Raw genomic sequence first — 13,050 nt, forward strand, 5'->3', positions numbered from 1 at the left:
CCCCGCCCGCCCGGTCGCCCCGCCCCCGTGCCCCGTCCTGTGCCCCGTTCTGTGCCCCGTTCTGTGCCCCTTCCCGGGCCCGCCCCCGCCGCGACAGCACGGCGCAGCCTGGCCGCCCCCCGGCACCGCCTCATGGCCCGTACCGCACTCGCCCCGCTGGCACCCACCGCGTTCGCCTCCCTGTCGCGCACCGCGCTCCGCACCCTGACGCGCACCGCGCTCGGGGCGCTGACGCTCGCCGCGCTGGGGCTGGCGGCCGCCACGCCCGCCGCCGCCACCCAGCGCAGCCTCTCGGCGCCCGAGGCCCGCCCCTTCGCCGCGATCGGCCGCATCGCCTATGTCGATGCCCCCGCCCCCGGCGGCGCGATCTGCTCGGGCGTGCTGGTCGCGCCCGACCTCGTGCTGACGGCGCTGCACTGCGTGCTGCCCGCGACCGGCGCGCCGCAGCCCGGCACGATCCGCTTCGCCGTCGGCTGGCGCGACGGGCGCGCCGCGGCGATCCTGCGCGGCGCCGAGGTCATCCCCCCGCGCGAACGCTGGAACGCCATCACCGATCTGGCGCTGTTGCGGCTGGCCGCGCCGGTGCCGGCGACACTGGCGATCCCGCTGCCGATCGCCGCCCCCGCCCGCCCCGGCGAGACGCTCAGCCTCGTCGGGTGGCGCCGCGACGCGCCCGAGGCGCCGGTGCGCGACGACGCCTGCCGGGTCGAGACGGTGGTGCCGCGGATGGCGGGGCTGGGATGCGAGGTCGTCTCGGGCAATTCCGGCGCGCCGATGATGACGCGCGGGCCCGCGGGCTGGGAGATCCGGGCGATCACCGTCGCCACCTCGCGCACGCCCGAGGGCCGGGCGCGGGCGCTCGCCTCGGACCCGCCCGCCGACCTGCGCGCGGTGATGGCGGCCGCGACCGCCTCGCTGCGCGAGTAGGCCGCTTCCCGCCCCCGCCGCGTCCACGGCCCCCGGACACCCCGCGCCATCAAGGGCTTTCCCCCCGCGCCGCTCTCGGGCATATCTCGCCGCGGTGGCCGCGGGCGGCCGCCCGAGGCGACGACATCGCCAAGGACATTCCCGGAGGGACCCATGCACGACATCCGCGCGATCCGCGAAAACCCTGCCGCCTTCGATCTGGCGCTCGGCCGTCGGGGGCTGTCGCCGATGTCGTCGGAAATCCTGTCGCTGGACGAGGCGCGCCGCGCGAAGATCCTCGCCGCCGAAACCGCGCAGGCCGAGCAGAACAAGGCCAGCAAGGAGGTCGGCGCCGCCAAGGGCCGCGGCGACGAGGCCGAGTTCGAGCGCCTGCGCGCGCTGGTCGCCGAGAAGAAGGCCGAGATCGCGCGCCTGAACGACGAGGCCAAGGCCGACGATGCGGCGCTGCGCGACCTGCTGATGACGATCCCGAACCAGCCCGCCGCCGACGTGCCCGACGGCGCGGACGAGGCCGGCAACGTCGAGATCCGCCGCTGGGGCACCCCGCGCACCTTCGCCTTCCCGCCGGTCGAGCACTACCAGCTTGCCGCCGTGCAGCCCGGCCCCGCCTCGGGTCTCGACTTCGAGGCCGCGGCGAAGCTCTCGGGCGCGCGGTTCATGGTGCTCAAGGGCGCCCTCGCCCGCCTGCACCGCGCGCTCGCGCAGTTCATGCTCGACACCCATGTCGACGCGCATGGCCTGACCGAGGCCTGGACCCCGGTCCTCGTGCGCCCCGAGATGATGTACGGCACCGGGCAACTGCCGAAGTTCGGCGAGGACAGCTACGAGACCACCAACGGCTGGTGGCTGGTGCCGACGGCCGAGGTGACGCTGACGAACCTCGTCAACGACGAGATCGTGCCCGAGGCCACCCTGCCGCGCCGCCACGTCGCCCACACCCAGTGCTTCCGCTCCGAGGCCGGCTCGGCCGGGCGCGACACCGCCGGGATGCTGCGCCAGCACCAGTTCGAGAAGGTCGAGATGGTCTCGATCGTCGCCGCCGCCGACAGCGCGGCCGAGCACGAGCGGATGACCGGCTGCGCCGAGGCGATCCTGCAAAAGCTGGGCCTGCCCTACCGCACGATCGTGCTGTGCACCGGCGACATGGGCTTCGGTGCGGTCAAGACCCACGATCTCGAGGTCTGGCTGCCCGGCCAGAACACCTACCGCGAGATCTCGTCGGTCTCCAACTGCGGCGATTTCCAGGCCCGCCGGATGAACGCGCGCGTCAAGCCCGCCGACGGCGGCAAGCCCGAGTTCGTGCACACGCTCAACGGCTCGGGCCTCGCGGTCGGCCGCTGCCTGATCGCGGTGCTGGAAAACGGCCAGCAGGCGGACGGCTCGGTCGACCTGCCCGAGGTGCTGCACCCCTATCTCGGCGGCAAGACCCGCCTCACCGCCGAGGGTGCGCTCGCCTGACGCTGCCGCCCCCGGGCAGCACGGACCATGGGCCCGGGGGCAGCGCCGCCCCCGGCCCCCCCACCCCCGCGCCCCTCGACTTTGTCCAAATATCCCGGGGGAGTCGCGGCCCGCCGCGACGGGGGCAGCGCCCCCAATCTTTCTTTCCGGGGCAGCGCCCCCAATCCTTCTTTCGGGGGCAGCGCCCCAATCCTTCTTTCGGCCGCAGCGCCCCCGGTGGCTTCCGGCGCGGGGATCGCCCTCGGCATCCCCGCGACAGCAGAGTCCCCGGGGGTCCCGCGGCGGCGAGGCAGGCCCCTAGATCTCCTTGTCCGAGGCGTCGGCCTGCCCCGCGACCCAATAGCCCGCGGCCTTGATCCAGACCCGGTCGACCCCGCGCGCGACCAGCGCGTCGCGCAGCGCCCGCGTCACCCCGGCTTCGGCGGCGATCCACACGAAGCTGCGCGGCCCGATCGTCAGCCCGTCCAGCGCCGCCAGCAGCGGCGCCGCATCCGTCCCGTCCGCCCGGTGGACCCAGCGCGCGTCCAGCGCGGCGGCAGTCTCGAAGACCTGCTCGTCCGCGCCGCCCGGCACCGCGACGAGGCTCGTGACCGCCACCCCCGCCGCCATCTCCTCGATCCGCCGCCCGATCGCCGGCAGCGCGGTCTCGTCGCCGATCAGCACCCAGTCCGCGATCGGCCCCGCGATGACCTGCGAGCCGCGCGGCCCCCCGATCGTGACCGCGTCGCCGACCCGCGCCGCCAGCGCCCAGGCCGTCGCCGGCCCCGCCTCGTGCAGCGCGAAATCGATGACCAGCAGCCCGCGCGCCGTGTCGAAGCGGCGCGGGGTGTAGTCGCGCATCGCCTCGCCCCCCGCGCCGTCCGGCACCACCAGCTTCACGTGGTCCTCGGGCGAGAGCGACGGGAAATCCGCCATCTCGGGCCCTTCCAGCGTCAGGCGCAGCATCGCCGGGCTCAGCCGCTCGATGCCCGACACGGTCAGCCTGCGCCGCTTCAGCTCGTGGCGGTGGCGCTCGATCTGCGGACGCTCGGGGGAAAGGGTGTCGGTCATCGTCGCTCCTGTCGCGGGGCCGGCGCCGCGCGCCGGATCATTCCCGACAAAAGTACTAAACCAATTGCGGCGCCGCAACCCTGCCAAGGCGCACAGCCCCCTGGCCGGTGGCGCACCACGACGGGATGGACGGCGCCGCAAACCGAGCCATATCCGACATCATGAACCGTTCCAGAACCCGGGCCGTCTGGCTTTTCGCCCTCACCATCGCGCTGGCGCTGTCGCCGCTGGTCGCGCCCTCCGTCCGCGGCTACGACCCGCGCGACTTCGCCTATTCGATCGCCGATCCGCCGGTGCAGCCGGCGGGCTATGCCTTCTCGATCTGGCTGGTGCTGTTCGCCGGGCTGATCTGGCACGGCTGGCGGGGGATGACGGCGCGCGCCGCGGCGCCCGACTGGGACCGCATCCGCCCGGCGATGATCGTCGCGGTGCTGATGGCGGCGCTGTGGCTGAACGTCGCGGCGCTGCTGCCGCTGCTTGCGACCGCGATGATCCTGGGAATGGCCGGCTGCGCGGTGGCCGCGCTGTTGCGCACCGCACCGACGGCCGAGCCGGCGCTGCGCTGGCCGGTGGCGGCCTTCGCCGGCTGGTCGACGGCCGCGGCCGGCGTGGCGGTGGGCGTGGTCGCCGGCGGGATGGGCCTTGTGTCTGCCTTCCTCGCCGCGCTGACGATCCTGCTCGCGCTCCTGATCATCGGCATCGCCGTCGCACTCAGGGCGCGCTCGGCGCTCTACGCGGGCGTGCTCGCCTGGGCGCTGTTCGGCATCTTCGTGGGCAACCTCGGCTCGGCCCCCGCGGTGCGCTGGGGGGCGCTCGCCGGCGCCGGGATCATGATCGCCGTGGCGCTGATCGCCGCGCGGCGCGCCCGCAGGCTGGCCTGAGGGTCACGCCCCGCGGGCCCGACGCCCGTGGTCGCCGCCGCCAGAGGGGGCGCGGGGGAGACCCGTCTCCCCCGCCACCCCGCCCGGGTCACTTCTTGCGGGTCTTGCCGGCGTCGACATGCTTCTTCAGCCGCGACGGGGTCGACCACTTGCGGTCCTTGAACGGGTTCTTGTCGCCCTGGCTGCGCATGATCAGCCGGATCGGCGTGCCCGGCATGTCGAAATCGGTCCTGAGCCCGTTGACCAGATAGCGCGAATAGCTCTCGGGCAGGTCGTCGGGGCGCGAACACATGACCACGAACTGCGGCGGCCGGGTCTTGACCTGGGTCATGTAGCGCAGCCGGATCCGCCGCCCCCCCGGCGCCGGCGGCGGGTGCGCCTCGGTCATCGCGCCCAGCCACTGGTTCAGCTTCGCCGTCGACACCCGCCGGTTCCAGACGTCATGCGCCTTCAGGATCGCGTTGTGCAGCCGATCGAGCCCCTTGCCGGTCTTGGCCGAGACGGTGACCAGCGGCGCCCCCTTCAGCTGCGGCAGCAGCCGCTCGAAGCTCTCGCGCAGCTGGTTGAGCTTCTGCGGCTTGTCCTCTTCCAGGTCCCACTTGTTCGCGGCGACGACGACCGCGCGGCCCTCGGTCTCGGCGAAGTCGGCGATGCGCAGGTCCTGCTGCTCGAACGGGATCTCCACGTCCAGAAGCACCACGACCACCTCGGCGAAGCGCACCGCGCGCAGCCCGTCCGCGACCGACAGCTTCTCCAGCTTCTCCTGCACGCGGGCCTTCTTGCGCATGCCGGCGGTGTCGAAGATCCGCATCGGCACGCCCATGAACTCGGTCGAGACCGAGATCGCGTCGCGGGTGATCCCGGCCTCGGGCCCGGTCAGCAGCCGGTCCTCGCCGAGGATCTTGTTGATCAGCGTCGACTTGCCCGCGTTCGGGCGGCCGATCACCGCGATCTGCAGCGGCTTCTGCCGGGTCGGGCGGTGATCCTCGTCGGCGCCCTCGGTGTTGTCGTCGGTCTCGCCGACCTCGACATCGGTCTCGGGCGCGTCCTGGAAGCTCTCGGCGTCGAACTTCTCGGCCAGGGGCTTGAGCAGGTAGTAAAGGTCGTCCATCCCCTCGCCGTGCTCGGCCGAGATCCGCACCGGCTCTCCCAGCCCCAGCGAGAAGGCCTCGATCGCGCCCGCGTCGCCCGCCTTGCCCTCGGACTTGTTCACGCCCAGGATCACATGCGCGTTCTTGCGGCGCAGGATGTCGGCAAAGACCTCGTCGGTGGGGGTGACGCCGGCGCGCCCGTCGATGACGAACAGGCAGATGTCGGCCTGCTCGACCGCGCGCTCGGTCAGGCGCCGCATCCGGCCCTGCAGGCTGTCGTCGGTCACCTCCTCGAGCCCGGCGGTGTCGATCACGGTGAATCGCAGGTCGAACAGCTTGGCCGCGCCCTCCCGCAGGTCGCGGGTGACGCCGGGCTGGTCGTCGACCAGCGCAAGCTTCTTGCCCACCAGCCGGTTGAACAGCGTGGACTTGCCGACGTTGGGTCGGCCGACGATGGCAAGCGTGAAGCTCATGGCAGGCGGGCTCCGAGTGATGAAGTCCGCCCCCTTACACCGGTTTCAGATCAGCGGAAAGCCAGAAGCTTGCCATCCTTCGACACGACATAGGCGGTGTTGCCCGCCACGGCGAGCCCGGTGGCGGCGCCGCCCGGGATCGGGACCGCCCCGGTCATCGTCCCCGAGGCCGGGTCGAAGGCGCGCAGCTGCCCGTCGGACGAGGCGATGAACAGCCGCCCCCCCGCCAGCACCGGCCCGTGGTTCTCGACCACCTCGCGGCGGTTCTTGGCCCGGCGGGTGTGCACGTCATAGGGCAGGTCGACCGCCCAGACCAGCGCGCCCGAGGCCGCGTTGACCCGCACCAGCCGGCCCGCGTCGGTCACCGCGAAGACCGAACCGCCGGCGACGGCCACGGGGGCGGCGGCGCCCTCGGGGATCGTCCACTGCGCCTGGCCCGAGGCAAGCGCGGTCGCGCCCATCTGCCCGGCCGAGGTGCCGGCATAGACGGTGCCGCCCGCGATCACCGGGTCGCCCGAGACATCGCCGAAATTCGCATAGGCCATGCCGGTGCGCCGCCCCGACAGCGACCGCACCCAGCGCCGCTCGCCGCTCGCGGCATCGACGCCGACCAGAAGCCCGCCCTGCAGCGGGAAGACGACGGTGCCGCCCGAGACCGCGGGGGCCGAGACGCCGGTCTGACCGGCCGGGGCGCGGCTGCCCTGCACCTGCCACAGCGCGCGGCCGTCGGCGGCCCGGATCGCCCAGCCCGCGCCGTCGCGGGTCGAGACATAGACCGTGCCGTTCGCGACCGTCGGCGCGCCGCCGATGCCCACGTCGACGCCCTGGCGCCAGACCACGGCGCCGGTCGCGGCATCGAAGGCCACGACCTCGCCGAACCCGGTCGAGGCGAAGACCCGGCCGCCGCCATAGGCAAGCCCGCCGCCGGTGGCGCCGCCGACCCGCTCGCCCGCCGGCACGGCCGAGGCGCGCCAGGCGACCTGGCCGCCGGTGGTGACGGCGGTGACCTGCGCGTCGCTGTCCATGGCGAAGACAAGCCCGCCCGCGACCACGGGATCGCCGACCAGCCGGTGGCGCTGGCGCGAGGCCGCGCCGATGCCCGCGCTCCAGACCAGCTGCGGCTGGGCGCGCAGCGCCACGTGGCCCGGCGCATGGTCGGCGCTGCCGGCGCGGTTGGTCCAGTCGGCATTGGTGCTCTGGCCCGGCAGCGCGATCGCCACGGCGCGCGCGCCGCTCGGGACCGCGTCGACCGGGGCCATGCCGATGGCGCTGCGGGTATCGACGCGCTCGCCCGGCAGCCGGGCCTCCTCGGTGCAGGCGGCCAGCGCCATCCCGATCACCAGCGCCGCACCGCCCAGCAGCCTCGCCGACCCGCCGCGGCGGGGGGCGGCCTGCCGCTCCGTCCTGACTTCGCTCACTGCCCGTCCTCTCGTCTGTCCGCCCGGTGAAGATCCGGCGGTGTCGTCCGCGCCGTCGCCGGCGCCGCAACCGGACCCCCGCACGGCGGTCTTCCGGTGGTCTGCCGGCGGTCTCGCCGGAAATCTGCCCGCTCGCCTCGCCGCCCGCCCCTGCGGCCGCCGCCCCGGGTCGCCTCTGCGGCGCTCGCCCGGGCCGACGGTCACGAAGCGGCCGGATCCGCGCCCAGCGTCACCATCAACTGTGTCACACGGCGGCGCAAGCCCGCGGTCACGCCGTCCTCCTCGAGCAGCGCGCGCAGCGCGCCGACCGCGCCATCGGTATCGCCCGCGGCGACCATGTCCAGCGCCTGTCGCTCCTGCGCGAGCAGCCGGTAGGGCGCGCCCGGCGCCACAAGGCGCTGCAGCGCGGCACCGCGATCGGCCGCCGACATCTCGTCGCCATTGGCCAGCAGCACCCGCTTGAGCAGCGCAAGCTGGCTCAGCGTCGCGGGGATATCCCCCTGCGCCGCGACCCGGTCATAGGTGGCAAGTGCCGCCGCGCGGTCACCGGCCTGCGCCGCGGCCGCGCCGGACAGAAGCCCGCGCACCGCGTCGCGCTCGGGGCTGCCCTCGGGCAGCGCCGCCAGCGCCGCGGCCCGCGCCGCCGGGGTCTCGGCCTGCATCGCGGCCATCACCGCGTCGCCGAAGGCGCGCGCCTCGGTCTCCTGCGCCGACCGGCGCCACTCCCAAGCGGCGGCGCCGCCCACGATCAGCACGATCAGCAGGATGCCCAGCCACCCCCAGCGCCGGAACAGCGCGAAAAGCCGGTCACGGCGAACCTCTTCGGTCACCTCGTCGATGAAGCTGTCGCTGTTGCTCATGCCGGCCTCCGGAAATCCGGCCCCCTCTTACACTTGGCCGGGGCGGCTTGCCAAGGCCGCCGCCCGCGGCCCCGCGCCGCCTCCGTCGAAGGAAGGGGGCGCCGCCCCCTCTTGGCCTGCGGCCAATTCACCCCCGGGATATTTTCGCAAAGTCGAATGCGGTTTCGACTTTGCCCAAATATCCCCGCCGGAGGCGCATCTCTCCACCCCGCGCCAGGGCCGGGGCGGGGCACAGATCAGGGCGTTCAGGCGGCCTCGTCGACCTCGGCCGACTGGCGGGCCCACATCGCGGCATAGCGCCCGCCCTCGGCGAGAAGCCGCTCGTGCGTGCCCTCCTCGACGATGGTGCCCGCCTCGAGCACGACGATCCGGTCGGCATTGGCCACCGTCGAGAGCCGGTGCGCGATGGTGATCACCGTGCGCCCCTGCCCCATCGCCTCAAGCTCGGCCTGGATGTCGGCCTCGGTCTGGGTGTCGAGCGCCGAGGTCGCCTCGTCCAGAAGCAGGATCGGCGGGTTCTTCAGCAGCGTGCGCGCGATCCCCACGCGCTGCTTCTCGCCGCCCGAGAGCTTGAGCCCGCGCTCGCCGACCCTGGTCTCGTAGCCCTCGGGCAGGCCCAGGATGAAGTCGTGGATCTTCGCGGCCTTCGCCGCCGCCTCGACCTCGTCGCGGGTGGCGCCGCCGCGGCCATAGGCGATGTTGTAGTAGATCGTGTCGTTGAACAGCACCGTGTCCTGCGGCACGACGCCGATCGCGTCGTGCAGCGAGGCCTGCGTCACCGCGCGCAGGTCCTGCCCGTCGATCGCGATCGATCCGGCGGTGACGTCGTAGAAGCGGAACAGCAGCCGCCCGATCGTCGACTTGCCCGAGCCCGAGGGCCCGACGATCGCCACCGTCTGGCCGGCGCCGACCTCGAGGTCGATCCCCTTCAGGATCGGCCGCGCCGGATCATAGCCGAACTTCACCCCGCGCAGCGTGATCGCGCCGCCCGCCACCGCCAGCGCGGGCGCGCCGGGACGGTCCGTCACCTCGGCCGGCTGGCGCAGAAGGTCGAACATCTCGCCCATGTCCACCAGCGCCTGCCGGATCTCGCGGTAGACGGTGCCGAGGAAGCCGAGCGGCATGGTGATCTGGATCATGTAGGCGTTGACCATGACGAAGTCGCCCACCGTCAGCGTCCCCGCCTGCACCCCGCGCGCCGCCATCGCCATCACGATGACGAGGCCGCAGGTGATGATCAGCGACTGGCCGGCATTGAGCAGCGCCAGCGACTGCCCGGTGCGGACCGCGGCGCTTTCATAGCCCGCCATCGCCGCGTCGTAGCGGCTGGTCTCGCGGCCCTCGGCGGCGAAGTACTTCACCGTCTCGTAGTTCAGCAGGCTGTCGATCGCCTTCTGGTTCGCGTCGGCATCCTGGTCGTTCATCTGCTTGCGCAGCTTCACCCGCCACTCGGTCACCTTGAAGGTGAAGGTGACGTACAGAGCGATCGTCACCACCACCACCAGCGCGTACCAGATCGAGAAGGCGAGCGCGAAGATCACCGACACCAGCGCCAGTTCCAGCGCCAGCGGCCCGATCGAGAACAGCATGAACCGCAGCAGGAAATCGACGCCCTTCACCCCGCGCTCGATGATGCGCGACAGCGCCCCGGTCTTGCGGGTGATGTGATAGCGCAGCGACAGCGCGTGGATGTGCTGGAACGTCTCGAGCGCGAGCGCGCGCAGCGCCCGCTGCCCCACCCGCACGAAGATCGCGTCGCGCAGCTCGCCGAAGGCGACCGAGCCCAGCCGCGCGAGCCCGTAGGCCACGACCAGCCCGATCGCGCCCACCGCCAGCAGCAGCCCGTCGCCGCGGCTCTCGCCGGTCAGCCCGTCGACCGCGGCCTTGTAGATGAAGGGCACGCAGACCGAGACCACCTTGGCCGCGACCAGCGCGATCATCGCCAGCACCACGCGCTTCTTCACCCAGGGCGCGCTGTCGGGCCAGAGGTAGGGCGCCACCTTGCGCATGGTCGCGATCCCGCTCGACCTGCCGGACCCGGCCGCGGCCGCCGCGGCGGGCGCGCTCGCGGCCTCGGCCGCCTCGCGCGCGCGGCGCTCCTCGGCGCGGGTCTTGGGTGGCTCGGTCCCCTCGGGGGCCTTGCTGCCTGCCATGTGCCGCATGTCTCAGCCTTTCCGTCTCCGCCGCCGCGCCGGGGCTCGGCGCGCGGCGCCGGCCCCCCGCGGGCCGTCGGTTGATCCGACCGCAGAGATCGCTTACATCCACAACAATTCAAGGGTTGCTGAGTAATTGAATGATGGAGCAGCGTAAAGTGCTCGACGCGCTGTCGGCGCTGGCGAGCGAGACCCGGCTGGAGCTGATCCGGCTGCTGGTGCCTGCGGGCAAGGACGGCCGCAGCGCGGGCGATCTGGCGCGCGCGCTTGGCGTCTCGGCCTCGCGGCTGTCGTTCCACCTTGCCGCGCTGGAACAGGCGGGGCTGGTGACGTCGCGGCGCGAATCGCGCAACGTGTTCTACGCGGCCGACCACGCCGGCATCGGCAACACCTTCGGCTGGCTGATCGCCGACTGCTGCTGCGGCCACCCCGAGGTGCGGGCCTGCTGCGGCTGGGACGGCAGCGACGGGGACGCGGCCCCCGGGGCGGCCTGCGACGCGCTTCCCGACGCGTCGCGTGCCCCGGCGCCCGCGCCCCGGCTCACTCGCGCCCCGGGATCGTGAACACCTGGCCGGGATAGATCAGGTCCGGGTTGCGGATCAGGTCGCGGTTGGCCTCGTAGAGCTTGAGGTACTGCATCCCGTCGCCGTAGTTGCGCGTGGCGATCGCCCAAAGCGAATAGCCCGGCTGCACGGTGATCTGCACGAGCCCCCCCGTCGCCGGCGGCGCTCCCGCCCCGACGCCCGGCGCGGCCGGCCCCCCCGGCGCCGCACCGGCCACGTCCGGGGCCATGCCCGACGCCATCTCCAGTCCCGCGACCTGCGCCCCGCCCTCGCCCCCGGCCGCGGCGGGCATCGAGGGATCGGCGCTTGCCGCGACCGGCGGCGGGGCCGCAGGCGCGGCAGGGGCCCCGGCGGGCGCCGCGCGGGCCGTCGCGGCGGCCAGCGCCTCGGGCGTCTCGCGCTGGAACGGCGTCTCGAAGCGCGACACCACCTGCCCCGCGGCATCGACCTGATCGACGCGCAGCGTGTAGACCCCGCCGGCGAGATCGGGCAGCGTCAGCTGCCAGCGCCGGTCGGCGCCCAGCGGCACCGTCGCCGCCAGCCGGTTGTCGATGTAGACGCGCACCGCCCCGCCCTCGCCCGGCGCCGCCCGGCCCGACAGGCCGACCGCCCCGGCCGCATCGTAGCCGATCGCGTCGATCACCACCTGGTCGCTTGCCGGCGCCGACAGGACCGAGACCCCCTCGGGCCCGGTCATCACCACCGAGGGCGGCGCGGCCGCGGCGAGCGTCGCGGTGCCCCCGGCCCCCTCCGGCGCGGGCGCCGTTCCGGGGGCGGCCGCAGGCGCCGTCCCCGGGGCCTCGCGCGGCGAGACGATCACATGCGCGTCCGACAGCGTCTCGTCCCCGCCCGAGCCCGCGGCCGCAAGCGTCAGGTCGCGCGGGCGGCCATCCAGCGGCAGGTCGACGAGCAGGGCGAAATCGCCGCGGGCATTGGCGGTGGCGCGGCCGATCTCCAGCCCGTCGGCCAGCAGCCGGACCTGCGCGCCGGGCGCCGCGCGCCCCGCGACCTGCAGCCCGCCCTCGGCATCCGCCCGCACCGTGTCGAACCGCGGCGCCGCCGTGGCCCCAGTCGCAGTTGCAGTTGCAGTCGCAGTCCCATCCTGCCCCTGCGCGGGGTCCGCCTTCGGCGCCGTGGCCCCGGCCGCTGTCTCCGTCACAGTCGCCGTCGTCCCGGCCGGCGCCGGTGCGGCAGCCTCGCCGACGGCCTTCGTCCCTGCCTCGGGCGCGCGCTCCGCCGGGCCGAGGCCCAGCCACAAGAGCACCGCCCCCGCCACGCATCCCAGCGCCACGCCGGCGCCGATCCGCCAGCCGCCGCCCGCCACCGCGGGCTCCTGTCCCGAAGGCCCCGTTTCCGTCGCCATGACTTTCCCCAAGAGCTTGTCCCAAGCCCACGCGCGGTCCCGCCCGCGCGGTCTTCATCCCCGTGCGGCCCTGCGTCCGCTTGAGACAGGGTAGCAACGCCGTTATCACCGGTCAAAAGCCCAGCACCACAACCGACCACAAAGCCACGAGCCGGGGGACGACCGATGCCGAAATACACCTGTTCCGTCTGCGTTTTCTGCGGATCGCGCCCCGGAACCGCCCCCGGCTACGTCGCCGCCGCGCAAGAGACCGGCCGGATGCTGGCCGCAAACGGCTGGCGGCTGGTCTACGGCGCGGGCGATGTCGGGCTGATGGGCGAGGTGGCGCGCGCGACCCAAGGCGCGGGCGGCGAGACCTTCGGCGTGATCCCGGTGCACCTTCTGGGGATGGAGGTCGGCAAGCGCGACCTGTCGACCTTCGTCGTCACCGAGACGATGCACGAGCGCAAGAAGGTCATGTACATGAATTCCGACGCCTTCGTCGTGCTGCCGGGCGGCGCGGGCACGCTGGACGAGCTGTTCGAGATCGTGACCTGGCGCCAGATCGGCCTGCACGACAAGCCGGTGTTCGTCGTCAACACCGAGGGCTACTGGGACCCGCTGATCGCCATGTTCGACGCGGTGGTGGCGGGCGGCTTCGCGGCCCCGTCGCTGCGCGACTTCATCACCCCGGTCGCCGACATCCCGGCGCTGCGCGCGGCGCTGGCCGCGGCGCTGCCGGCCCCGGCCACCACGTGATCGCCACCTGATCGGCACCTGATCGGCGCAGGCCCGCGCCCCCGGACAGCCACCCGAGGCAGCCCCGGGGCGCGG

At 73.8% G+C, this 13,050-nt stretch carries 11 protein-coding genes; 5 read left to right on the forward strand and 6 right to left on the reverse strand.

The features are described from left to right. Positions 1–132: 132 nt before the first annotated feature. Together V8J39_RS05505 and serS are read left to right on the forward strand one after the other, a co-directional pair. On the forward strand, positions 133–927 hold the full coding sequence (locus V8J39_RS05505; RefSeq protein WP_336459838.1) for a trypsin-like serine peptidase: 795 nt from the start codon (positions 133–135) through the stop codon (positions 925–927). A 153-nt stretch (positions 928–1,080) separates the two neighbouring features. Then, positions 1,081–2,385, forward strand: coding sequence for a serine--tRNA ligase (gene serS, locus V8J39_RS05510; protein ID WP_336459839.1), 1,305 nt, complete (start codon positions 1,081–1,083; stop codon positions 2,383–2,385). Positions 2,386–2,682: 297 nt separating this feature from the next. Here the strand turns inward: serS and V8J39_RS05515 are convergent, their stop codons facing one another. Next, the gene (locus tag V8J39_RS05515; protein WP_336459840.1) at positions 2,683–3,435 is read right to left on the reverse strand and encodes a siderophore-interacting protein; all 753 of its coding nucleotides are present in this window, start codon (positions 3,433–3,435) and stop codon (positions 2,683–2,685) included. A gap of 161 nt (positions 3,436–3,596) precedes the next feature. Between V8J39_RS05515 and V8J39_RS05520 the strand changes: the two genes are divergently transcribed. Next, positions 3,597–4,316 carry a hypothetical protein gene (locus V8J39_RS05520; protein WP_336459841.1) on the forward strand — a complete coding sequence of 240 codons (720 nt, stop codon included), beginning with the start codon at positions 3,597–3,599 and terminating at the stop codon, positions 4,314–4,316. Positions 4,317–4,404: 88 nt separating this feature from the next. Here the strand turns inward: V8J39_RS05520 and der are convergent, their stop codons facing one another. From der to V8J39_RS05540, 4 genes are all read right to left on the reverse strand, one after another. Next, entirely contained in the window at positions 4,405–5,880 is a 1,476-nt protein-coding gene (gene der / locus V8J39_RS05525; protein WP_336459842.1) for a ribosome biogenesis GTPase Der, read from the reverse strand. Positions 5,881–5,930: 50 nt separating this feature from the next. Then, entirely contained in the window at positions 5,931–7,298 is a 1,368-nt protein-coding gene (locus V8J39_RS05530) for a PQQ-like beta-propeller repeat protein (RefSeq protein ID WP_336459843.1), read from the reverse strand. Positions 7,299–7,498: 200 nt separating this feature from the next. After that, entirely contained in the window at positions 7,499–8,158 is a 660-nt protein-coding gene (locus tag V8J39_RS05535) for a hypothetical protein (protein ID WP_336459844.1), read from the reverse strand. A gap of 245 nt (positions 8,159–8,403) precedes the next feature. Beyond that, a complete protein-coding gene (locus V8J39_RS05540; protein ID WP_336460210.1) occupies positions 8,404–10,167 on the reverse strand; it encodes an ABCB family ABC transporter ATP-binding protein/permease in 1,764 nt (587 codons plus the stop codon). A 284-nt stretch (positions 10,168–10,451) separates the two neighbouring features. Between V8J39_RS05540 and V8J39_RS05545 the strand changes: the two genes are divergently transcribed. Next, complete coding sequence (locus tag V8J39_RS05545) at positions 10,452–10,874, forward strand: ArsR/SmtB family transcription factor (RefSeq protein ID WP_336459845.1); 423 nt, start codon at positions 10,452–10,454, stop codon at positions 10,872–10,874. On the opposite strand, the gene V8J39_RS05550 is transcribed toward V8J39_RS05545, so the two are convergent. After that, entirely contained in the window at positions 10,852–12,237 is a 1,386-nt protein-coding gene (locus tag V8J39_RS05550; RefSeq protein WP_336459846.1) for a LysM peptidoglycan-binding domain-containing protein, read from the reverse strand. The two genes, V8J39_RS05545 and V8J39_RS05550, sit on opposite strands and share 23 nt — an antisense overlap. A 165-nt stretch (positions 12,238–12,402) precedes the next feature. Between V8J39_RS05550 and V8J39_RS05555 the strand changes: the two genes are divergently transcribed. Beyond that, positions 12,403–12,975 carry a TIGR00730 family Rossman fold protein gene (locus V8J39_RS05555; RefSeq protein WP_336459847.1) on the forward strand — a complete coding sequence of 191 codons (573 nt, stop codon included), beginning with the start codon at positions 12,403–12,405 and terminating at the stop codon, positions 12,973–12,975. Positions 12,976–13,050: the final 75 nt, after the last annotated feature.

Source organism: Frigidibacter sp. MR17.24 (genome assembly GCF_037095655.1).
Taxonomy (GTDB): Bacteria; Pseudomonadota; Alphaproteobacteria; order Rhodobacterales; family Rhodobacteraceae; genus Frigidibacter.